The organism is Laceyella sacchari, assembly GCF_004343255.1.
Classification (GTDB): Bacteria; Bacillota; Bacilli; order Thermoactinomycetales; family Thermoactinomycetaceae; genus Laceyella; species Laceyella sacchari.
Map to the genome: position 1 here is coordinate 603838 of NZ_SMDD01000002.1, position 22556 is coordinate 626393.

18 protein-coding genes, 1 tRNA gene, 1 CRISPR repeat array and 1 other annotated feature are annotated in these 22556 nt (G+C 44.8%); of the genes, 17 read left to right on the forward strand and 2 right to left on the reverse strand.

Features of this window, described 5'->3' with window-relative positions:
- The first annotated feature begins 106 nt into the window (after positions 1-106).
- From guaB to EDC32_RS10140, 10 genes are all read left to right on the forward strand, one after another.
- Entirely contained in the window at positions 107-1564 is a 1458-nt protein-coding gene (guaB, locus tag EDC32_RS10095) for an IMP dehydrogenase (protein WP_132221876.1), read from the forward strand.
- Between the two features lie 286 nt (positions 1565-1850).
- Positions 1851-3092 (forward strand): D-alanyl-D-alanine carboxypeptidase family protein, encoded by a 1242-nt coding sequence (locus EDC32_RS10100; RefSeq protein ID WP_132221878.1) that lies wholly within the window; start codon positions 1851-1853, stop codon positions 3090-3092.
- Between the two features lie 96 nt (positions 3093-3188).
- On the forward strand, positions 3189-4079 hold the full coding sequence (gene pdxS / locus EDC32_RS10105; RefSeq protein WP_022737269.1) for a pyridoxal 5'-phosphate synthase lyase subunit PdxS: 891 nt from the start codon (positions 3189-3191) through the stop codon (positions 4077-4079).
- Positions 4080-4092: 13 nt separating this feature from the next.
- Positions 4093-4683 carry a pyridoxal 5'-phosphate synthase glutaminase subunit PdxT gene (gene pdxT, locus EDC32_RS10110; protein ID WP_132221880.1) on the forward strand — a complete coding sequence of 197 codons (591 nt, stop codon included), beginning with the start codon at positions 4093-4095 and terminating at the stop codon, positions 4681-4683.
- A 32-nt stretch (positions 4684-4715) separates the two neighbouring features.
- Positions 4716-4944: a binding site (T-box leader), on the forward strand.
- Between the two features lie 46 nt (positions 4945-4990).
- Positions 4991-6271: a serine--tRNA ligase gene (gene serS / locus EDC32_RS10115; protein ID WP_132221882.1), complete on the forward strand. Its 1281-nt coding sequence runs from the start codon at positions 4991-4993 to the stop codon at positions 6269-6271.
- A 114-nt stretch (positions 6272-6385) separates the two neighbouring features.
- A tRNA-Ser gene (locus EDC32_RS10120) sits at positions 6386-6475 on the forward strand.
- Positions 6476-6788: 313 nt separating this feature from the next.
- Complete coding sequence (locus EDC32_RS10125) at positions 6789-6989, forward strand: zinc ribbon domain-containing protein (protein ID WP_132221884.1); 201 nt, start codon at positions 6789-6791, stop codon at positions 6987-6989.
- 178 nt (positions 6990-7167) lie between these two features.
- A complete protein-coding gene (locus EDC32_RS10130; RefSeq protein ID WP_132221886.1) occupies positions 7168-7608 on the forward strand; it encodes a hypothetical protein in 441 nt (146 codons plus the stop codon).
- Between the two features lie 242 nt (positions 7609-7850).
- Positions 7851-8363, forward strand: a complete 513-nt coding sequence (locus EDC32_RS10135; protein ID WP_132221888.1) for a hypothetical protein — start codon at positions 7851-7853, stop codon at positions 8361-8363.
- A 61-nt stretch (positions 8364-8424) separates the two neighbouring features.
- Entirely contained in the window at positions 8425-8847 is a 423-nt protein-coding gene (locus tag EDC32_RS10140) for a hypothetical protein (RefSeq protein ID WP_132221890.1), read from the forward strand.
- Between the two features lie 535 nt (positions 8848-9382).
- Here EDC32_RS10140 and EDC32_RS10145 read toward each other — a convergent pair.
- Positions 9383-9709, reverse strand: coding sequence for a hypothetical protein (locus tag EDC32_RS10145; RefSeq protein ID WP_132221892.1), 327 nt, complete (start codon positions 9707-9709; stop codon positions 9383-9385).
- 250 nt (positions 9710-9959) lie between these two features.
- On the opposite strand from EDC32_RS10145, the gene cas12b reads away from it, so the two are divergent.
- From cas12b to EDC32_RS10165, 4 genes are all read left to right on the forward strand, one after another.
- A complete protein-coding gene (cas12b, locus tag EDC32_RS10150; protein ID WP_132221894.1) occupies positions 9960-13232 on the forward strand; it encodes a type V CRISPR-associated protein Cas12b in 3273 nt (1090 codons plus the stop codon).
- A gap of 39 nt (positions 13233-13271) precedes the next feature.
- On the forward strand, positions 13272-14918 hold the full coding sequence (gene cas4g/cas1g, locus EDC32_RS10155) for a CRISPR-associated endonuclease Cas4g/Cas1g (protein WP_132221896.1): 1647 nt from the start codon (positions 13272-13274) through the stop codon (positions 14916-14918).
- Positions 14919-14926: 8 nt separating this feature from the next.
- Positions 14927-15220, forward strand: a complete 294-nt coding sequence (gene cas2, locus EDC32_RS10160) for a CRISPR-associated endonuclease Cas2 (protein ID WP_132221898.1) — start codon at positions 14927-14929, stop codon at positions 15218-15220.
- Between the two features lie 378 nt (positions 15221-15598).
- Positions 15599-16285: direct repeats of the CRISPR family, unit length 36 nt; unit sequence CTTTAAGTGATTAGATGAATTAAATGTGATTAGCAC.
- A gap of 216 nt (positions 16286-16501) precedes the next feature.
- Complete coding sequence (locus EDC32_RS10165) at positions 16502-17821, forward strand: PepSY-associated TM helix domain-containing protein (RefSeq protein ID WP_246026909.1); 1320 nt, start codon at positions 16502-16504, stop codon at positions 17819-17821.
- Positions 17822-17929: 108 nt separating this feature from the next.
- On the opposite strand, the gene EDC32_RS10170 is transcribed toward EDC32_RS10165, so the two are convergent.
- Entirely contained in the window at positions 17930-18154 is a 225-nt protein-coding gene (locus tag EDC32_RS10170; protein WP_132221902.1) for a hypothetical protein, read from the reverse strand.
- Between the two features lie 373 nt (positions 18155-18527).
- On the opposite strand from EDC32_RS10170, the gene EDC32_RS10175 reads away from it, so the two are divergent.
- From EDC32_RS10175 to EDC32_RS10185, 3 genes are all read left to right on the forward strand, one after another.
- The gene (locus EDC32_RS10175; RefSeq protein ID WP_132221904.1) at positions 18528-20747 is read left to right on the forward strand and encodes an immune inhibitor A domain-containing protein; all 2220 of its coding nucleotides are present in this window, start codon (positions 18528-18530) and stop codon (positions 20745-20747) included.
- 176 nt (positions 20748-20923) lie between these two features.
- Positions 20924-21607: a winged helix-turn-helix domain-containing protein gene (locus tag EDC32_RS10180; RefSeq protein WP_132221906.1), complete on the forward strand. Its 684-nt coding sequence runs from the start codon at positions 20924-20926 to the stop codon at positions 21605-21607.
- A gap of 373 nt (positions 21608-21980) precedes the next feature.
- Positions 21981-22517: an NAD(P)H-dependent oxidoreductase gene (locus EDC32_RS10185; RefSeq protein ID WP_022738604.1), complete on the forward strand. Its 537-nt coding sequence runs from the start codon at positions 21981-21983 to the stop codon at positions 22515-22517.
- The last annotated feature ends 39 nt before the right edge of the window (positions 22518-22556 follow it).

A 22556-nucleotide genomic window follows, 5' to 3' on the forward strand; every position in this document is an offset into this window, starting at 1 on the left:
GGGAAGCTCGTGGAAAACCAATGTTTGTCGGGCGAATTCTTGACAGTATTGTGTAAGGCTTGTTAAACTTGCAAAAAAAACTCAGGGCCAAAGGGGATAGTGAGGTATGTGGGAAGAGAAATTTGCCAAAGAAGGATTCACATTTGACGATGTGTTGTTAGTTCCGGCCAAGTCTGAAGTTTTGCCGCGCGATGTCAGTGTGGCCACCAAGCTGGCGGACAAGGTACAGTTGAACATACCTTTGATCAGTGCGGGGATGGATACCGTCACCGAGTCAGCGATGGCCATTGCCATGGCGCGACAAGGTGGCATCGGAATCATTCATAAAAACATGAAAGTTGAAGAGCAGGCGGAAGAAGTGGATCGGGTTAAACGTTCCGAAAGCGGAGTGATTACCAACCCCTTTTATTTAACGCCTGAACATAAAGTGCATGAAGCGGAAGAATTGATGGCCAAATATCGCATTTCGGGCGTGCCGATCGTCGATGAACAACGTAAATTGGTTGGGATCCTCACTAACCGTGACCTGCGGTTTGTGCGTAATTTTTCCACCCCCATTTCTGAAGTGATGACGAAAGAAAATCTAGTCACCGCGCCTGTGGGGACAACACTTGCTGAAGCGGAAGTGATTTTGCAACAACATAAGATTGAAAAATTGCCGTTGGTTGACCATCAGGGCATCCTTAAAGGGCTTATTACGATTAAGGATATTGAAAAGGCAACCCTCTTCCCCAATTCAGCCAAAGACAGCCAAGGGCGCCTGTTGGTTGGGGCAGCGGTTGGCGTGTCCAAAGATACCATGCGTCGTGTTGCCGCATTGGTAGAAGCGGAAGTGGACTTGATCGTGGTAGATACAGCTCATGGCCATTCTGCAGGTGTGTTGGAAACGGTTCGCACATTGAGAGCGCAATACCCCGATCTTGTTATCGTCGCTGGAAACGTGGCTACTGGCGAAGGTACGCGCGACTTGATCGAAGCGGGTGCCAGTGTGGTGAAAGTAGGTATCGGCCCAGGATCGATCTGCACCACTCGTGTGGTTGCGGGAATCGGCGTGCCTCAAGTGACCGCAATCTATGATTGTGCCAACGTAGCCCGTCAGTATGGCGTTCCGATTATCGCTGATGGCGGAATCCGTTATTCTGGGGACATCGTCAAAGCGTTGGCCGCAGGTGCTGATGCGGTGATGTTGGGTAGTTTGTTTGCCGGTACGGAGGAATCTCCAGGAGAAACGGAAATCTTCCAAGGACGCCGCTTCAAAGTGTATCGCGGCATGGGCTCCATCGGTGCAATGCAAGCGGGAAGCAAGGATCGCTATTTCCAAGAAAACGAGCAAAAGCTGGTGCCTGAGGGCATTGAGGGACGTGTGCCATACAAAGGGCCATTGGCTGATACAGTCTATCAATTGGTCGGGGGAATCCGGGCTGGTATGGGATATTGCGGTGCTGCCACGCTGGTTGATCTGAAGGAGAAAAGCCAGTTTATCCGCATCACTTCAGCTTCCTTGCGCGAAAGCCATCCGCATGATGTACAAATCACCAAAGAAGCGCCAAACTACCACGTATAAACGGCGTTTTTGTGAACAAGCAGAACTTTTCTGCTTGTTCATTTCTTTTTGCTCTCCTTTTTTGATATATTTAATATCAGATTATCGTCCTTTTTGAACATAACTGTTAATTTATAAATTTAGTGAGTCGATCAGTCATGAAATGGAAAGGGATGCTGAACGACGGATCGTGGGTTCCTAATACAAACTGCAAAGCCTTGGTCCATCATTCAGCTTTCCATTTTCAACTTAAATATGGCGGATCGGCACGCTTGTTTTAAAATAATTTTGGGTGGGAGGACAAAAAATGAAATCCATGCGCATCGCGCGAATGATCGCGCTTTTTGTTTTGCTGTCCATATCCGCCCTTTTCTTCTCGCCGATCGCAGTGTCGGCGGAAGAATTGACCCCGGATATCAAAGCGAAGTCATATATTTTGCTGGATTTTGACTCGGGCGCCGTTCTGGGGGAGTTTAAGGCGGATGAAGAGAGGGCGCCAGCCAGCATGACCAAGATGATGTCGGCTTTTGTTGTGTTGGATAAAATCAACGAAGGCAAACTGAAGTGGGAAGATGTGGTTACCGTCAGCCAACGAGCTGCCAACATTGAAGAAGCCCAGATATTTCTTAAAGCAGGCCAAAAGGTGACGGTAAAAGAGTTGTTCACGGCGATGTTGGTCTACTCTGCCAATGATGCGACTGTGGCCCTTTCGGAACATGTGGGAGGGACGGAAGAAGGTTTCGTGGAGCTCATGAATCAAAAAGCGCAGGCTTTAGGCATGGTACATACGCATTATCGCTGCGCGTCTGGTTTGGACTTGCATTTGTATCCTGATCCACCTCAAGTGCCTGGTGACCATGTGATGTCAGCCCGAGATTCGGCCATTTTGGCGAGAGAATTGATCCGCACCTATCCGGAAGTGTTGCAAACCACCGCCATGACAGAGGCCACGTTCTTTGAAGGCACGGATCACGCTCTGAAAAAACCAAACTGGAACAAAATGCTGCCCGGGTTCAACCAATTTTATGAAGGCGTCGACGGATTGAAGACAGGACATACCAATCGTGCCGGATATTGCTTCACCGGGACGGCCGAACAAAGTGGTTACCGGTTGATTTCGGTTGTGATGGGTACCAGCAACGAACATGCACGTTTTGCGGAGACTAAAAAACTGTTTGATTATGGCTTTGGCTCCTTCCAACCAAAGGAATGGATCGCCAAGAATGGCAAGATTCAGGGCAAAGAAACGCTCGCCCTTCCTAATGGGGTGGAACGGACTGTTCCCGTGGTTGCCAATGACAAGCTGGTGATCCCTGCTCGTATTGGCGAAGAGGAAAATTACACCATCCAAGTGACATTTAAAAAGGGTGTCCAAGCCCCGCTCAACAAAGGGGATGTGGTTGGCGAGGCGAGATTGCTTTACAAAAATCAGCCTGTCAAAGGGGTAGCACCAATCCAAATGGTCGCCGCTGCACCAGTGGAACAAGCTAGTGAGTTCCGCCTGTTTTTCCGCAAAGCAGGAGATACGATCAAGGGCTGGTTTAACTAGGTTGTTTTCAAATGGCCATAATTCTTTATAATAAATGAGAGAGGAAAGGCAGATCACCTCTCGACCATTTTGATAAGGCTATAGGGGGCAACAAAGATGACAACTCGCCAGACAGGAACTGATCGGGTAAAACGCGGCATGGCCGAAATGCAAAAAGGCGGCGTAATTATGGACGTCGTCAACGCGGAGCAAGCGAAAATAGCGGAACAAGCCGGCGCTGTGGCAGTTATGGCGCTGGAGCGCGTTCCTTCAGATATCCGTGCGGCCGGCGGGGTGGCTCGCATGGCGGATCCAACGATCATCGAAGAAGTGATGAATGCGGTAACCATTCCCGTCATGGCGAAGGCGCGAATTGGTCATTTCGTGGAAGCGCGACTGTTGGAAGCGATGGGTGTGGACTACATTGACGAAAGTGAAGTGCTGACACCGGCAGATGACTTGTACCACATCGACAAATCGCAATTCACTGTGCCTTTTGTCTGCGGGGCGCGCGACTTGGGTGAAGCTTTGCGCCGTATTGGTGAAGGGGCTTCCATGATCCGCACCAAAGGGGAACCAGGTACGGGGAATATCGTGGAAGCGGTTCGCCATATGCGCATGATGCAAAGCCAGATCCGCAAAGTGAAAAGCATGTCTCGTGATGAGTTGATGGCAGAAGCTAAGCAATTGGGTGCGCCGTTTGAATTGCTGTTGCAAATTCACGAGACCGGCCGTCTGCCTGTGGTCAACTTTGCAGCCGGTGGGGTGGCAACTCCGGCTGACGCAGCATTGATGATGCAACTGGGCGCAGATGGCGTCTTTGTCGGTTCGGGTATCTTCAAATCGGAGAATCCGGAGAAATACGCGAAAGCCATTGTGCAGGCGACCACCCATTATGAAGACTTCGAGTTAATCGCAGAAGTGTCCAAAGGCTTGGGAGAACCGATGACCGGTCTGGAAATCTCCAAACTGAGCGCGGCTGAACGGATGCAAGAACGCGGTTGGTAGGAGGTTTCGAACGATGAAGATTGGTGTACTCGCTTTGCAAGGAGCAGTGCGGGAACATATCCGCTTGCTTGAATTGGCCGGGGCGGAAGCGGTGGCGGTCAAACGTGCCGATGAACTGGCCGACTTGGACGGATTGGTGATCCCAGGTGGGGAGTCGACCACGATCGGCAAGCTGATGCGGCAATATGGATTGCGGGAGCCGATCATGCAACTGCATGAGCAGGGGAAACCCATTTTCGGCACATGTGCAGGATTGATCATGATCGCCAAACGGGTGGAGAACCTAGAGGAACCCCATCTCGATTTGATGGACATCGATGTGAAGCGCAATGCCTTCGGGCGCCAGCGTGAAAGCTTTGAAGCAGACTTGGCGATCAAGGGCGTGGCTGATGTGTTTCCAGCCGTCTTTATCCGTGCCCCCTATATAGAAAAAGTGGGCGAGGGTGTGGAAGTGCTGTCGGTCATCGAAGACAAAATCGTGGCGGCGAGACAGGATCGCTTGCTTTGTGCGGCATTCCATCCTGAGTTGACGGATGATGTTCGCTTTCACGCCTATTTTGTTGAGATGGTGCGCGAATCGATGGTTACAAATGTGGCAAAATAGGATATAATAGAACAACACATTTTTATATGATGCGAACCGCAATGAAGAGGAATAGTAGCTGGAGGATGCCGGCTCAGAGAGGCGACGGTTGGTGGGAGTCGTTCCGGGTCGACAGCGAATCCACCCTCAGAGCGAGGTGCGACCGCGGGATCGTCCCGCCTAAGTGCTGACGGAGCGAGCCGATATCTCGTTAGAGCGGACTTGTAAGCGTGTGCGCTTATGGGTCAATAAGGGTGGCAACGCGGGCCTTCCGTCCCTTTTGTGGATGGAGGCCCTTTTTGTTTGATTCATGATAGGAGGTGCTTTGATGTTAGACATCAAGTTGTTGCGCGGCCAATTGGAAGAGGTCAAACAACGGTTGCAAACGCGGGGGGGCGACTTGTCCGGATTAGACGCGTTTATCGATCTCGACCAACGCCGCCGTGAACTGATTCAGCAAACTGAACAGTTGAAAAACCAGCGCAATGTCGTTTCCAAATTAATCGCGGAGAAAAAGAAGAACAAAGAAGACGCTCAAGAGCAAATTTTGGAGATGCGCCGCGTGGGGGACGAGATTAAGCGGTTGGACGAAGAACTGCGCCAGTTGGATGAGCGACTGGAAGGCTTGCTCTTGACTCTGCCCAACTTGCCGCATGAGAGCGTACCTGTGGGTGCTTCGGAAGAAGAAAATGTGGTGGTTCGCACTTGGGGTGAGGTGCCGCAAACGGATCATCAAGTGAAGCCTCATTGGGAAATCGCGGAGGAGCTGGACATTCTCGATTTTGAACGGGCGGCCAAAGTGGCTGGTTCACGGTTTGTTTTCTACAAAGGGTTGGGGGCACGATTAGAACGGGCTTTGATTAACTTTATGCTCGACTTGCACACCACCGAACATGGGTACACAGAGATGATCCCCCCTTATATCGTTAACCGGCAGGCCATGACGGGAACGGGGCAACTGCCCAAGTTTGAAGAAGATGCTTTCAAATTGGCCGACAATCAGGATTACTTCCTGATTCCGACGTCAGAAGTGCCAGTGACCAACTTCCATGCGGGAGAGATCATGAACGGTGATGACTTGCCCAAGTATTACACCGCGTATACGAGCTGTTTCCGTTCCGAGGCGGGTTCGGCGGGCCGAGACACCCGTGGTTTGATTCGTTTGCACCAATTTAACAAGGTAGAGATGATCAAGATCGTCCAACCGGAGTCCTCGTATGATGAATTGGAGAAGATGGTAGCCAATGCCGAAACGGTGTTGCAACGGTTGGAGCTTCCGTATCGTGTCATCACCTTGTGCACTGGCGATATGGGCTTCAGTGCTACCAAGACGTATGACTTGGAAGTGTGGATGCCGAGCAACGGCCAATACCGTGAAATCTCCTCCTGCAGCAACTGCGGTGACTTCCAGGCACGGCGCGCCAACATTCGCTTCCGCCGCGATGCCAAAGCGAAGCCGGAATTTGCGCATACCCTCAACGGCTCTGGCTTGGCGGTGGGACGTACTGTGGCTGCGATTCTTGAAAATCACCAACAGGCCGACGGCACCATCCGCATTCCCAAAGCGTTGCAACCGTACATGGGCGGGTTGGAAATTTTGGGAAAATAAGTGTTTAGGGGGCGGTTCCCTTGATAGCTCCGCTCCCTGAACACTTTGTTTTTTCATTTGACAATCGCAAAAAAATCTGTATAATTAATATCTGTAACTCACTTTCACCATCGTGGAGAGGTGGTCGAGTGGTTTAAGGCAGCGGTCTTGAAAACCGCCGATGTCGTGAGGCATCCGTGGGTTCGAATCCCACCCTCTCCGCCAAACCAAACAAGAAGTCGCCAAATGTTTTGGCGGCTTCTTGTTGTATATTGGGCATAACGTGAGAATCATTGTTCCGTTGTCATAGCAATAGAGGAATCCCCCTCGTTGTTAAGATACCGCTTTTGGTTGTTTACTTGGTGGCAGGAGCAAAGTTACTTGCAGCTTTTCACCATTTTTCCTCCCTCTTTTCTCTGTGGGTACGTGGGTACTACATGCACACCACCCCAATGTTACATAACCAATTCCCTAAGTAGCTAAGTTTGTTAAAAAACGGGTATATAACTAACAACTGAATGATGTGGGGGATCGAGCGATGAGAAATGGTTGTCCTAAATGCAATGGCAAAGAAGTATCTGTAGGGGAAATTGCCACGACAGGCACGGGATTAAGTCGTTTTTTCGATGTGCAACATAATGAGTTCAAAGTCGTATCATGTAAGCATTGTGGTTACTCCGAATTTTATCGCGCAAAAGGATCGACAACAAAGGATATTGTTGATTTGTTTTTTGGATAATGTTATAAGTGCTGTAGTTGTGAATGATAAAAAACAGCTATTCACTCTCCTTAGACAGAGGAGGAGTGAATATTTTATTGCTGATAGGATAAGAGGAAATTGAAAGAAAGAAAAAATACAACTGATAAAATAATATTATGTAAATTTATAATTTTTCATATATACCAGGAGATTAAACTTGAAGCGTAAAATAGTTAATTGGCTTGTGTTGTATGTCATGATTCTTTTGGTTGGATGTGGAGATCAACTTCCTGGAAAGGAAGCATCAGTACCAGATATACAGGTAAAGAATAAAGAGGTGCATTTGGAAGGGAAGACAATATGTTGGAACAGGGCTTGTCCGGGAGATCTTACCTTTTTGCCTCCAAGTGATAAATCGACAATAAAAGTAAAGCCAGATGAAGCCATAACAATTAACTTTAGCAAAAATCCGCAACCTAGCTCAATTAACCTATTTCAAGGTAGTTTAGGAGAGGTGAAAAAGTTAGACAGCGAAAGCGTTATAAATGCTCCTAGCCAAAAGGGAACGTATTATTACAATGTTGTTTCCTATTGGAATCGGAATAAAGGCCAAACATGGGGGATTGCGCAATACAGCTTCCGAATCATTGTTGAGTAATATAGATGTTAAAGGCGTTTTATGTTTGGATTGTACATTAGATTGAGTTTAAAGCGAGTATAGAGATTAGAATCTATACTCGTTTTTTTTCTACTTTTTGAAACAAGGCACCTATTATGTTTCCGATAAATTAAATAATAAAATTGACTACATTTTATTTTATAGTATACAATTCATACTGAACGTTCGGGAATTTTCTCCTCTAATCTCCTTTATTCCCATAAAGAGGGTGTTTTTCTAAGATGCAAAAAGGAAAGTTAATCCTCATTTTTACTATAACTGTAATTTCTGCGATATTGGCTGCTTGCAGTAACAATCAAATAGACATGGATTTAGGGAAGTTTGGGATCGTATATACCGATTCGCTGAAGGATGATAGCGAATTTTCCGTGATTGATGCCAACGGGACGACTAAATCATCGCAGCAGATAGATGTAACAGGGATTTACCAAATAGCCTCAGATGGGAGAGGTGGTTATTTCTTACCATCTGAACTTACTTCATCGCTAGTTCATATTGATCAAAAAGGGAAGATAACTAGATCTAAAAATTTCAATGTACATAATTACATCAATAATCAATATGGATATCAAGTAACATTATTTAATACCAATGTTGATATTAATACATTAGAAATTAAGTATAAAAATAAGATAAAAAGACTTAATCTCCCGAGCTTTGCTCGCATGGCTACATTTGATTCCAATCATGTATATGTTTTTTGGATACAGAGGCTAAGAGTTATATATATGTGATTGGATTGAGAACTGGGAAGATCATAAGAAAGATACCTGTAAAAAAAGCGGAGCAGATGATATGGACATTTTTCATGGTCAAATTGTAAGTCCTCCATCTGATGCAAACTTTTTGATCACCCTGGATCCAAAAAACTGGAAAGTGCAGTATCGGCCGTTGCCACATAATAACCCCGACCGAATGGTTGCAGATCATAACTATTTGTATGTATCTACAAAAGAAGGATACATCATGAAATTGAATCAAAATTATGAAGTGGAAAAGAGTACAAAAAGCAACCCTCTTATTTTAAATATGCTTGTAGACAAGGAAAACCTTTATGTTCTTTCTCAAATCCAATCGGATCAATACGCTGGATATATAATTACCTACGATAAAAATACATTGAGAATAAAACAAAAAATCAGCTTGCCCAATATTCGAGATACATTGGTGCAAAGTTTTATTTTGCTTGACCAGAAAGAAAGGAAAGAGCATAAGTAATGGACTTTGAGGAAATTGAGTTTGTAGATGTTGCGAAGGATTATGCGTCCAAATGCTAAATGATGTTGAATGCATGCAGACATTGATGGATGGATAGACACAAGAATAAAACTGCTATGATGATAAACCATGAGTAAATATGTTTTTTATTAGTCCAGATCCGGTAAATGAGTAAGGAGAGGATGGTTATAAGACACGCCAAGCCTAAAATGGCGGTGAACAAATAGAGCAGATACATCATAGTATGGACCTCCATCTTCATGGGAGTTTTGTCGCTTCACTCGTCCAACGCGTATGAAATTTGATAATTTGGACGAGTGAAGACAAGATAAGATTTTGCTTTTATGTTCATTTAAGCATGATTGGTATAGTTTTTTTGATTAATAAGTATATTGTGGCTTTTGTGTTTAGTTTCGAAACAGTTCGTCAGCTCAAATTATCAGGGTATAATATAAAATAAAGGTTCCAGCCTTGATGACCAAGGGGAACCTTTTATTTTCATGTAGAAAATGTGTTACCTGATATTCCAATGTTTTTAACATCTATCTATTTGATAATCAAATCCGTCATAATGCCTGCCTTTCTCATCGATAAGAGGGATAATTCTAATTTGGCCAAACGGTGATAGGAATTGTGTCTGTTTTTGAAGGAACGTACCTAATAAAATGAGTAATTGGGCGTGTTCGTTGAATTCTTTTTGCCAAATCGTTTCGTTGAAAAATGGGGACGATCGGTAACGAAGATGAGCTTCAATAAGTAAAGTGAGATTGTTGGTAATCTCTTCCCATTCTTTTTCGTGTGTCTTAAAATAAATTTGTTCTTGTGAGAGTAAAAAGTATTGATCATACAGACATTCATTCATTCTCATTCCTCATTTCATTCAAACTAACTTGTTAAAACACTCAATACACCACTTTTTTACACTTTGAAATAATTCGTTTACATTTATCCTCTCTTATTTCATTTTTCCCTATTCTGACTGTTTAATACAAACTGCATAAATAGAAATTGGTTGATAATCTCTTGGTTGGATTATTATGAATACATGTTCAAATGAGCAGTAGAAAGGATTAAAATGAGATGAAATATCCTAACTACTTGGGAGGTTTTTTATGTCCATTCGTTCATTTAAGCTAAAACTAAAGACGAAATCGGGTGTCAACGCAGAGCAACTTCGTAGAGGGTTATGGCGCACCCATCAATTAATCAACGATGGTATCGCTTATTATATGAACTGGCTGGTTTTACTTCGACAAGAAGACCTGTTCATTCGCAATAAAGAAACCAACGAAATTGAGAAACGGTCAAAGGAAGAAATCCAAGCCGTACTCTTGGAAAGAGTACATAAACAGCAACAGCGCAACCAATGGTCAGGAGAAGTGGATGAACAAACGTTATTACAAGCGCTACGCCAGTTATATGAAGAGATCGTCCCATCTGTCATTGGAAAAAGCGGAAATGCAAGTCTAAAGGCTCGTTTCTTTTTAGGTCCGCTCGTTGACCCAAACAACAAGACGACGAAAGATGTATCCAAGTCCGGGCCTACTCCCAAATGGAAAAAAATGAAGGATGCTGGTGATCCAAACTGGGTACAAGAGTACGAAAAATACATGGCTGAACGCCAAACATTAGTACGTCTTGAGGAAATGGGGCTTATTCCTCTATTTCCTATGTACACGGATGAAGTGGGTGACATTCATTGGCTACCTCAGGCTAGCGGATATACTCGTACCTGGGATCGGGATATGTTTCAACAAGCCATTGAACGATTACTTTCTTGGGAATCATGGAATCGGAGAGTAAGAGAACGGCGTGCACAATTTGAGAAGAAAACCCACGACTTTGCAAGCCGCTTTTCCGAATCGGATGTTCAATGGATGAATAAGTTGAGAGAATATGAAGCCCAACAAGAGAAAAGTCTTGAAGAAAATGCATTTGCCCCAAATGAACCGTACGCGCTAACCAAAAAAGCGCTTCGTGGTTGGGAGCGTGTTTACCATAGTTGGATGAGATTAGATTCGGCAGCAAGTGAAGAAGCATATTGGCAAGAGGTCGCAACTTGTCAAACCGCGATGAGAGGGGAATTTGGAGACCCAGCCATTTATCAATTTCTCGCCCAAAAAGAAAATCATGATATTTGGCGGGGTTATCCCGAGCGAGTCATTGATTTTGCAGAGCTTAATCACTTGCAGCGGGAATTGAGAAGAGCAAAAGAAGATGCAACCTTTACCCTACCAGACTCCGTGGATCATCCTTTGTGGGTACGCTATGAGGCACCAGGAGGAACGAATATACATGGTTATGACCTCGTTCAGGATACCAAACGAAACCTGACACTCATACTAGATAAGTTCATTCTGCCAGATGAAAATGGTTCATGGCATGAAGTGAAAAAAGTGCCTTTCTCACTTGCTAAATCAAAACAATTTCATCGTCAGGTCTGGTTACAAGAGGAACAAAAGCAAAAAAAGCGGGAAGTTGTGTTTTATGACTACAGTACGAATCTGCCTCATTTGGGAACCCTCGCAGGAGCCAAACTGCAATGGGACCGAAATTTCCTTAATAAACGCACACAACAGCAAATTGAAGAAACGGGTGAAATCGGGAAGGTATTCTTTAATATATCAGTTGATGTTCGGCCAGCAGTGGAAGTAAAAAATGGTCGACTGCAAAACGGACTGGGCAAGGCCTTAACCGTTCTAACGCATCCTGATGGAACCAAGATCGTAACAGGATGGAAAGCAGAGCAATTGGAGAAATGGGTGGGGGAATCCGGTCGTGTTTCAAGTTTAGGACTGGACTCGCTTTCAGAAGGGCTACGTGTGATGAGTATCGATCTTGGCCAGCGCACCAGTGCAACGGTCTCTGTTTTTGAAATTACCAAAGAAGCACCTGATAACCCCTACAAATTCTTCTATCAACTAGAGGGAACGGAAATGTTTGCAGTACATCAACGCAGTTTTCTCCTTGCACTTCCAGGTGAAAACCCACCTCAAAAAATTAAGCAGATGCGTGAGATACGTTGGAAAGAGCGAAACCGAATCAAGCAACAAGTCGATCAATTATCTGCGATTTTGAGACTGCATAAAAAAGTGAATGAGGACGAGCGAATACAGGCGATAGACAAGCTCTTACAGAAGGTAGCGTCTTGGCAGTTAAACGAAGAGATTGCAACTGCTTGGAATCAAGCCCTATCTCAACTTTACTCAAAAGCAAAAGAGAATGATTTGCAATGGAACCAAGCAATTAAAAATGCCCATCACCAGTTAGAACCGGTTGTTGGAAAGCAAATCAGCTTGTGGAGAAAAGACCTTTCAACTGGGCGTCAAGGCATTGCCGGCCTATCTTTATGGAGTATTGAGGAGTTGGAAGCAACTAAAAAACTTCTCACGCGCTGGAGTAAACGAAGTCGAGAACCCGGCGTCGTCAAACGGATTGAACGGTTTGAGACCTTTGCCAAACAGATACAACACCACATCAACCAAGTGAAAGAAAACCGCCTCAAACAATTGGCTAATTTGATCGTCATGACCGCGCTTGGTTACAAATATGATCAAGAGCAGAAAAAATGGATAGAAGTCTATCCAGCATGCCAAGTGGTTCTATTTGAAAATCTTCGCAGTTACCGCTTCTCCTTTGAGCGTTCACGACGGGAGAATAAGAAATTGATGGAATGGTCTCATCGTTCTATTCCAAAACTCGTTCAAATGCAAGGGGAATTGTTCGGTCTGCAAGTTGCCGACGTCTATGCCGCCTATTCCTCTCGATACCATGGGCGCACGGGGGCACCAGGCATTCGTTGTCATGCTTTAACAGAGGCAGACCTTCGCAATGAAACGAATATCATCCATGAATTAATAGAAGCCGGATTTATCAAAGAAGAGCATCGTCCATATCTTCAACAAGGGGATTTGGTTCCTTGGAGTGGAGGGGAACTGTTTGCCACCTTACAAAAACCTTATGATAACCCGAGAATCTTAACACTACACGCGGATATTAACGCAGCGCAAAATATTCAAAAGCGTTTTTGGCATCCTTCTATGTGGTTTCGCGTGAACTGCGAATCTGTTATGGAAGGGGAGATTGTCACCTATGTACCGAAAAATAAAACGGTACACAAAAAACAGGGCAAAACTTTTCGCTTTGTTAAAGTGGAAGGTTCAGATGTATATGAATGGGCGAAATGGTCAAAAAATAGGAATAAGAATACTTTTTCTTCCATCACTGAGAGAAAACCCCCTTCATCGATGATACTGTTTCGTGATCCAAGTGGAACATTTTTCAAAGAGCAAGAGTGGGTAGAACAAAAGACTTTCTGGGGAAAAGTTCAATCTATGATTCAAGCTTATATGAAAAAAACAATTGTTCAAAGGATGGAGGAATAATTGGAGGTTTAATGAGCATTGGAGCCCATACCCGTAAGGATGCTGAATGAAGTCCAATATTGTGAGCGTTTATTTTATCTCATGCATGTCCAAGGTCTTTTTGAAGAAAATGCAGATACCATTGAAGGATCAATGCAACATCGCAGGTCGGAAAAGCGATCTCGAGTCAAACAACAAGTTTCTGAAAACTTCTGGGATTTGACTCCTCAAAGTTTGCATCTAGGTGATCCTTCACTGAATTTGGTTGGAAAATTAGATGCCATATCACATGAAGATGGTACATGGGCGCCGATTGAGTGGAAACACTCATCGGCTCCAGATTCTTCGCATGTCTTCTATGTGGGTGGTTTTGCTTTGTCTGGTGTAGCTTGGCCAAATGATCAAATTCAATTATGTGCACAAGCATTATTACTTCAAGCTAATGGTTATGACTCAAATCATGGTTACCTTTACTATCGAGGTAATAAAAAACGTGTCCGCATCGACTTTACAGAAGGTCTGATTTCTGCGACGAAATACTGCATTGACCGAGCGCGAAATCTTCAATCATCGGAAATTCCTAAGCCTTTGGTTGACTCAAACAAATGCTTCCGTTGTTCCCTGAATTATTTGTGTTTGCCGGATGAAACCCATTATTTGATGGGATCAAACTCCAACATACGCCGGATAGTGCCTGACCGTGTAGACAGTGGTGTATTGTATGTATCAGAGCATGGGAGTAGATTAAGCAAAAGTGGTGAGTCTCTGATCATTAAGAATAAAAATGGAGAAGAGGTTGAAACAGTTCCTATTAAGGATTTGGTTCATGTCACCATCATGGGGAATGTTCAGTGTTCAACCCAGCTTCTTCATACCTTGATGTACAATGGTATTGCTGTTAGTTATTTGACCTCACACGGTAGACTAATCGGTGTGTCCAGTCCATTGTCAACAAAAAATATACAATTAAGAAGTAAGCAGTTTTTACGATTGCAACACCCAGAAACAGCATTGAAATTAGCACAATGGATTGTTCAAGCGAAGATTCACAATCAGCGAACGATTCTTCGTCGAAACGGCAAAGCTTCAAAAGAAGTACTCAGTCAATTGATGGATTTGAAAAAAAGAGCTTTGGTTACGAAGAACCTAGCCGAACTTCTTGGCATCGAGGGGTTGGCAAGCAAGTATTATTTCTCCGCTTTTCCGTCGATGTTAAAAAGCGGTTTAATTCAAGCGGAAGAGATTATGAATGGACGAAATCGCCGCCCACCCAAAGACCCCATTAATGCCATGCTATCTTTAGGTTATACTCTCTTGCTGAGGGATATGATTGCAGTTTGCGCTGGAGTTGGGTTGGATTCTCACTTTGGCTTTTTTCATCAAGAGGTCCCTGGACGTCCATCTTTAGCATTGGATTTAATGGAAACATTTCGTCCCATTATTGTGGATAGTGTTGTCATCAAAGCATGGAACACCAAGCAAATTCAATTAGAGGATTTCTACATAGGTGATGATAGTTGCTTATTGAAGAAAAGTGGGCGACAGGCGTTTTTTAGAGCATACGAACAAAGAATGAACGAGCTAATCACTCATCCGACTTTTGGGTATAAGGTTTCTTATCGTAGAATCCTTGATGTAGAAACTCGATTATTTTCACGGTTTTTAGAGGGTGAATTGCAAGAATACCGCCCTCTTATGACACGGTAGGTGAATACATGCGTCATTATTATCTTGTCTCCTATGATATATCGGATCAGAAGAGATGGAGAAAAATTTTCAAAATCATGAAAGGATATGGGGAACACGTACAGTATTCAGTCTTTCTTTGTCAGCTTTCCAATACGCAAAAAGCGGAATTAATTGCTAAACTTGATCCAGTCATTCATCAATTTCAGGATCAAATCATGTTGGTACACATTGGTCCTGTTACTTCAGAACAATTGGAAAAACGAATTTCAACAATTGGACGAAAATATATTGCAATGAATTTGAAAAACCTTGTGTACTAGCATTTGATTGTATTTTCTAAATGTGGTAACATTAAATTTGCCTAAAGGGCAAAGAATACTGTGCGTGTGCTAAGGATGGAAAAAATCCATTCAACCACAGGATTACATTATTTATCTAATCACTTAAATAAGAAGGTCTTGCATTATGCAAGGTCTTTTTATTTGAATAGAAGAAAGTGCTTAGAAGTAAAATAAGCTTGCGAGCGCCTAGTGATGACAAAAAAGGCTTATGATCCTCGTAACCCTTTAGTATCAAGATGTGTTCCAACACATTGGTCTATTTTATTAACATATAGATTCATAAAAAGTGTGTTCTAGAGGAAGTGCTCGAATTTGCAAGTGAAACTGCACGTAAGACAAAGGTTTTTAAGGAATACTCTTTAAGTGATTAGATGAATTAAATGTGATTAGCACTAACTAATGTTACTATGCTTTTCCCCTGATCTCCTTCCTTTAAGTGATTAGATGAATTAAATGTGATTAGCACGTGGCAAAGGCCGGAGCTACAAACATATTTCACCAGATCTTTAAGTGATTAGATGAATTAAATGTGATTAGCACTCTTTCTTCCGTTTCGTCCATACACTTCATCAAGTTGCTTTAAGTGATTAGATGAATTAAATGTGATTAGCACTTGGCGGGGCGAATCGATGTCATCACCTTTAAGTGATTAGATGAATTAAATGTGATTAGCACAAGAAGGCCCGGTTAGGGCTTACGACCACAAAAGCGAACTTTAAGTGATTAGATGAATTAAATGTGATTAGCACCGATGCCAGGCGCTACGGAGATGATTGGGGATCGGACTTTAAGTGATTAGATGAATTAAATGTGATTAGCACGACTCCTTAGTGAAACCATCAGAAGATTCTCCGATCTTTAAGTGATTAGATGAATTAAATGTGATTAGCACGCTGTAACCAAGGATAACCACGTAGCATCTGGATTGATTCACCTTTAAGTGATTAGATGAATTAAATGTGATTAGCACGATGCCCTCTGTCAACTCAGTTGTAGGCTCAGGACTGGCTTTAAGTGATTAGATGAATTAAATGTGATTAGCACATATTTGACTGGCTCCCTCTTCCACGAGTTGAAAGAAACTACTTTAAGTGATTAGATGAATTTTTCGTTTAGTTTCTACCCCTACTGAACGCGTTGCCGCTTATAGTCACTGGATAGACACAAATGATAGCTCCTTGGAGTCATGTGGGTGTTTTGGATACCGCTTTATAATCGAGTAGGCATTCCTGCATGATTGAGAAGACAGGAGGAGAATCAGTGTCTACCACAGTTCACAAACCTCAGCGGTTGACGCAGTTGATTTGGCGTTGGCATTTTTATGCGGGGATTATTTTCGCCCCGTTTATTGTGATGTTATCTATTACCGGCGCGGTGTATTTGTTTAAGCCGCAATTGGAGGATTGGCTTTATCGGGATGATTACTATATTCAGGAACCTCAGAAGCAAAACGGCAAGTTGACGCCATCCATGCAGGTGGAGGCGGTGCGTAAGGTATACCCCAATGGACAAATCACGAGCTATCGGCCAAGTGATGAGCCGAATCGGACAGCCGAAGTCGGGGTGATGGACAAGGGGCAGGCGATAACAGTGTTCGTCAATCCCTATTCGGGCCGTGTTGTCGGTGAGATCAAGGAAGAAGAGCGGTTGTTGGAGAAGGTCGAGATGTTGCACGGTGAGCTGATGATGGGGACGATGGGTGACCGGTTGGTGGAGCTGGCTGCCTGCTGGGCGATGATCCTGATCATCACAGGCCTGTATCTGTGGTGGCCCAAGGAAAAAACGATCCGCGGTGTGTTGGTTCCGCGTTTGACCAAAGGCGGGCGGATCTTCCGGCGCGATGCCCATGCCGTCACCGGCGTTTGGTTATCTGGATTTGCGATTTTGCTGATCTTGACGGGGTTGCCATGGTCTGGCGTGGCCGGGGATTTAATAAGCAAATTGGCGACGTCCACTCATACGGGATACCCAGCGTTTGCATTTGTAGGCGGACCCAAGCCGGAATCCGCCAAACCGACCAAACAAGTCGCCGATGTACCTTGGGCAGCGGAAAAGGTGCCCGTCCCAGAGTCATCCGGTGAGGCGACTCCCTTGTCCTTGGAACGAGTGATGGCGATTGCCAGAGCGAACCAAGTGGCCTCTGGTTACACGGTGTCGTTGTCAGCTGACAAACCAGAAGATGAAAAGGTGTTGCACATTGATCAGTACAGCGGGAAGGTGTTGGTTCATGTCGGGTTTTCCGATTATGGCTGGATGGCCAAAGCGATTTCCATCGGCATTGCCTTACATGAAGGCCGTTACTTTGGCTTGCCGAACCAAGTGATCGGGCTGGTGGTTTGTCTTGGCTTGGTAGCGGTGGCGATCAGCGGCCTGGTGATGTGGTGGAAACGGAGGCCGCGCGGCAAGTTGGGCGCACCTGCTCTGCCCAAGGACGCCAAGTTGACGAGGGGACTGACAGCTATTGTTATTGGCCTGGGGCTTCTGATGCCGCTGGCCGGATTGTCGTTGTTGGTTGTTTTCATGGTGGATAGACTGATTGTTAAAAGGTTGCCTGTTGTCCAACGGTGGTTGGATGCATAGGCTTGAACAATTTAGAAATTTTTTTGGCTTAAGGATGCCGCTTGCAAACAAGGCACCGCCTCCTGTATTTAAACGGGGGGCGGTGCCTTTTGTCGTGTGCTTCGCTGCTTACTTTACGAGCGACTTGATATTGCCATCATACAAGTGATAAGTTTGGCGTTTTCCACTTTTGCGATATTTTTTCGCACCTGATTCAAAGCTGACATAGAGCTGGTTGCCAACTTGCACCATTTCTTCTGACATGGAAAACATCATCACCGACGGACCATGTTTTCCATCGTTTCGTTGTGCATATTCATATGCCTTTTCTTGCGGAACTGAACGGTAGATCATTGGCCATTCTTAGAAGGGAACCTAATTTTGTTATAATTAGATTTTATTGTTTTTTCTTTAGCGCGTAGATGCGTAGATGGGTGAAAGGTTTCTTGGCGACGGCTACCTCCCCTTTACCCGAAAATTCCTTGCATTATGCGGAATCCCAACGCTTATAGCAAAGGTTTTATCGATATGCAAGCTGGTTGTTCACGTTTTGTTCATAAATAAAAAATAGGCTATTTTAATAATATTGTTTTCTTTTAACATAGTATTTAAATATAATGTAGTTAGAATTATTTACTTAATACTGTGACTGAGGGGTCTATTGCACTTTTTTAGAGAGGCTGGTTATGTAAGTAATTCACTAAAAAGTCCGGAAAGGGTGATTAGAGTGAAATTCAGCAAAACAATGGCTGGTGTGCTATCCTCCGCGTTGGTTATCAGCGGGTTTGCCGCCGCGCCGATGGCCTTGGCGAAGCCGACTGCACCAGGAACGCATGAAAAGCACATCGACTGGGCAAGTGTTGATGTTGAGCGTTTGTCCAACGCGCTGAAGGAACGGGGTGTCATCAGCAAAAAAGCTTCCGAGAAAGAAGTAGAAAAAGCGGTGGAAGCATATGTGAAGAACCGTGCTTTTGAAAGCGGTATCGACACCTCAACTGCTTTTGGTAAAAAAGCGAAAAAAGGGTTGGAAGGTGTTCAAAAGGAAAATTCCAAAAAGGCTAACCAAGGCAAAAGAGGAAAATTCGGCAAAAACGCTCATAAAGACAACATTGTGCTGGCGTTGGTCGAATTTCCGGACTATAAACATAACCGCCTGAAAGAAGAGCCTGGCTATCTCTATACCAAAGACTTCAATCCGGTCCATTATCAAAAAATGCTGTTTAATCAGCAAGGATACACAACGCCTGAAGGGCTTAAACTGACGACGATGGCCCAATTCTATTTGCAACAATCAGGCGGTACGTGGACCGTCGATGGGACGGTTACACCGTGGTTGGAATCCAAGCGGACGGCTAAAGAAAACGATGCCGACCCACGCGGTTTGGTTGTCGAAACCTTGACCCAAGTGGGCCAAGCTATTAAAGGGAACGAAGCAAAATATGACCAACGCGACCCCTATGACCTGGACCAAGACGGTAACGTGATGGAGCCGGACGGCATGCTGGACAATCTGATGCTGGTTCACGCCGGCGTGGGTGAAGAAGCTGGCGGCGGAGAGCTCGGGGAAGACGCGATCTGGTCTCACCGTTGGACGCTGAAACAACCGACACCAATCCCAGGAACTTCACTTAAAGCGTATGATTACATGATTCAACCGGAAGATGGTGCAGTTGGCGTATTTGCCCATGAATATGGGCATAATTTGGGCTTGCCGGACTTGTATGACACCACCAACACAGGTCTTGGTTCCCCGGTTGGCACATGGTCCTTGATGTCCGGTGGTTCCTGGAATGGTAAAGTGTCCGGTACCGAGCCTGTCGGATTTGACCCTTGGTCCAAGCTCTACTTGCAAACCACATTTGGCGGGAAATGGATCACCGCGAATGAAGTCAGCCTCAAAGACCTCACCAAGAAAGGCAAGGTTGTCAAGTTGAATGAAGCAGTCAACTTGAAGCCGGAAAACAAAGTGCTGAAAATTAATCTGCCCGATGTGGAGAAACAACCACCGACTCAGCCGGCAGGTGGCAAATTCGCTTATTTCTCCGACATGGGTGACAATCTCAACACCAGCATGGTTTCAAATGAAATTGATTTGACTGGTGCGAAACAAGCGGTGTTGCGTTTCGATTCTTGGAGACAAATCGAGGCTGGTTACGATTATCTGTATGTAAATGTCATCGATGTAGCAAACAACGAGAAGAAGACGGTCAAATCGTTTGACGACGACACCAATAAAGCTTGGGTCAAAGAAGAAATCGACTTATCTGCTTTTGTCAACAAAAAGATCAAAGTGGAATTCAACTATGTTACTGACGCCGGGTTGGCAATGGAAGGGTTCTATGTTGACAATATTGTGGTAGAAGCCGACGGCAAAACGGTCTTTGCCGATGATGCCGAAGGAACGCCGAAGTTTACCTTGTCCGGCTTCAGCCATTTCGATGGCAAAGGGAAGATGTACCCCAACTACTATCTGGTAGAATGGCGCACGCACAATGGAGTGGACAAAGGGTTGAAATACTTGCGCCGTGGCAACAGCTTCATCACAAGCGATCCCGGTATGCTCGTATGGTATGTGGATGGCCGTTACTTGGACAACAACACCAGCGCGCATGCAGGTTATGGCATGAATGGGCTGGTTGACGCTCACCAACGCGTTCACTACTGGAACAACGATCCGACCAAACCGGCTGGCGATCGCTACCAACTGGTAGATGCTGCTTTCGGTTTCAAGAAAACCTCCGACATCAACATTGAAAATTACGCGAGCTTCGGCTCTATGCATTACAAAGGATTGCCCGGGGTTTCCACCTTCTTTGACGGCAATGACTACTCCCTCAAAGGAGCGCCTGAAGTGGGCAAAATCTTGCCGAAGCACGGTGTGCAAATCGAGTTGAAGAAGGTAATTAAAAACGGAGAAGCTGCTCAGATCAAAATCTCCAAGAAATAAGAATGATCGACGCCCCGCTGGCTTTTTTAGCGGGGTGTTTTTTTGGACTTCCAATTGGGGTCATTTGCCAAAGTGCTAAAAATGTGAATATCGTATGCACAAATTATATTGCGTTCATGGTACATTTATTTTATAATCAGTAAATTTTATTGTTTTTCTATGGAGGAAGGAACAGGATGGAACCGCTAGCTTATCTTTATGTGAAAAAGGGGCTTCCTTTTCCTGTGGGAGCATGTGTTGCGCTTGACAAGGAAAGATACTCCTTGGGCAGAGCGAGTAAAGATGTCAAACCGGATTTGGCTTTTGTTCATCAATGCATCTCTCGGCTCCATGCATCGATTGACATCATAGAAGGGAAAGCGTTTATATGTGATCTAGGAAGCAAATTGGGGACGGAAGTGGGGACGGAGCGGTTGCGCCCACATCAGCCTTATCCGTTGAAAAATTATGACCTGATCCGTTTGGCGGGGGAAATGGTGCAATTGCAATTTGTCTATGCGTACGCGGAACAAACATTGGATTTGAACCTCGACGTGTCCGCTATGCAGGATACAGCCACTGACGCCTTCGCAATCGATATGCATAAACGCAGCTGTACGGTTTTTAACAAACCGATTTCGCTGTCGGAAAAAGAGTGGAATCTGCTCTTGCTGTTGTATGAACGCCGTTGCCAACTCGTATCCACTGAAGATCTTATCAAGGCCGTGTGGGCTGAACGGTCGCCACAAGCAAACGGAATCCCGGATGTCAGTTTGACCGAGGTGAATTCATTGATCTACCGCGTGCGCCAGAAATTAAAAAACGCGGTAAAGATCGAGAATGTGAGAGGAAAAGGGTATGTACTCAATCTGAAAGGGTAGCACAGCATAAGATGGACAGAGGACAGTCCACATGACTAGAGTGTGTCTGGCAAATCAATGGTGGGGAAGAAGCGGCGGAAAAACCTTTTCTCAAGGAGCACCGATGCACAAGTGAAGCGAAGGAGAAAATGGTTTTGAAGCTGCTGGTCTACTCATCAGACATGCCCTTGTGTGAGTACATAGCCAATCACAGGAAAACGCGGCATTTAAAAGCCGTTTTCGTCGTTCTGATGGGAGCGGCTTTGATTTGCCCCAATTTTGGTCGGATAAGAGGGAAAAGTTGAAAGCATGCAAGGAAAGTGTTCTATATTTGAATTGATTATTGTTAAAATAGATGAAAATGACCCTGATGGTGGCCAAAGGAGAAGGAGATATGAGAGTTTTAGTAATTGTAGCCCATCCCAACTTGGAAAACTCGCGCGTGAACAGCCGTTGGGTCAAGGAATTGAAAATGCATCAGCATTCGCGCTGGGTGACCATACATAACTTGTACAAGGAATATCCCGATTTCCGGATTGATGTGGAGCGTGAGCAAGCGTTGCTGATGGGGCATGATCGCATTGTGTTCCAATTTCCATTGCAATGGTACAGCACACCTGCGTTGCTCAAACAATGGCAAGATGATGTGTTGACATATGGTTGGGCGTACGGTACAAATGGCAACAAGTTGCACGGCAAAGAGTTGATCATTGCCTTTTCGGCCGGCGGCTCTGTGGATGCTTATCAAGCCAACGGGTTTAACCAGTTTACCATTGACGAATTTTTGCGTCCGTTGCAGCAAGTGGCTAAGCTGACGGGGCTGAAATTGCTTCCGTATTTCCGCTTTCATGGGGCGTTTCAAGTGAATGAAGAGCAATTGGAATTAAGCGCCAAATATTATGCGCAATATGTGTTTCACCAAAGCAATTAAATAATAGCGAGAGACGAAAGACACCTCTGTCAGCGTGGG

What these genes read in the sequence shown, in the direction of transcription:
- guaB (WP_132221876.1), top strand. Translation starts at nt 107, where the DNA reads ATGTGGGAAGAGAAATTTGCCAAAGAAGGATTCACATTTGACGATGTG.
- EDC32_RS10100 (WP_132221878.1), top strand. Translation starts at nt 1,851, where the DNA reads ATGAAATCCATGCGCATCGCGCGAATGATCGCGCTTTTTGTTTTGCTG.
- pdxS (WP_022737269.1), top strand. Translation starts at nt 3,189, where the DNA reads ATGACAACTCGCCAGACAGGAACTGATCGGGTAAAACGCGGCATGGCC.
- pdxT (WP_132221880.1), top strand. Translation starts at nt 4,093, where the DNA reads ATGAAGATTGGTGTACTCGCTTTGCAAGGAGCAGTGCGGGAACATATC.
- serS (WP_132221882.1), top strand. Translation starts at nt 4,991, where the DNA reads ATGTTAGACATCAAGTTGTTGCGCGGCCAATTGGAAGAGGTCAAACAA.
- EDC32_RS10125 (WP_132221884.1), top strand. Translation starts at nt 6,789, where the DNA reads ATGAGAAATGGTTGTCCTAAATGCAATGGCAAAGAAGTATCTGTAGGG.
- EDC32_RS10135 (WP_132221888.1), top strand. Translation starts at nt 7,851, where the DNA reads ATGCAAAAAGGAAAGTTAATCCTCATTTTTACTATAACTGTAATTTCT.
- EDC32_RS10140 (WP_132221890.1), top strand. Translation starts at nt 8,425, where the DNA reads ATGGACATTTTTCATGGTCAAATTGTAAGTCCTCCATCTGATGCAAAC.
- EDC32_RS10145 (WP_132221892.1), bottom strand. Translation starts at nt 9,709, where the DNA reads ATGAATGAATGTCTGTATGATCAATACTTTTTACTCTCACAAGAACAA.
- cas12b (WP_132221894.1), top strand. Translation starts at nt 9,960, where the DNA reads ATGTCCATTCGTTCATTTAAGCTAAAACTAAAGACGAAATCGGGTGTC.
- cas4g/cas1g (WP_132221896.1), top strand. Translation starts at nt 13,272, where the DNA reads ATGCTGAATGAAGTCCAATATTGTGAGCGTTTATTTTATCTCATGCAT.
- cas2 (WP_132221898.1), top strand. Translation starts at nt 14,927, where the DNA reads ATGCGTCATTATTATCTTGTCTCCTATGATATATCGGATCAGAAGAGA.
- EDC32_RS10170 (WP_132221902.1), bottom strand. Translation starts at nt 18,154, where the DNA reads ATGATCTACCGTTCAGTTCCGCAAGAAAAGGCATATGAATATGCACAA.
- EDC32_RS10180 (WP_132221906.1), top strand. Translation starts at nt 20,924, where the DNA reads ATGGAACCGCTAGCTTATCTTTATGTGAAAAAGGGGCTTCCTTTTCCT.
- EDC32_RS10185 (WP_022738604.1), top strand. Translation starts at nt 21,981, where the DNA reads ATGAGAGTTTTAGTAATTGTAGCCCATCCCAACTTGGAAAACTCGCGC.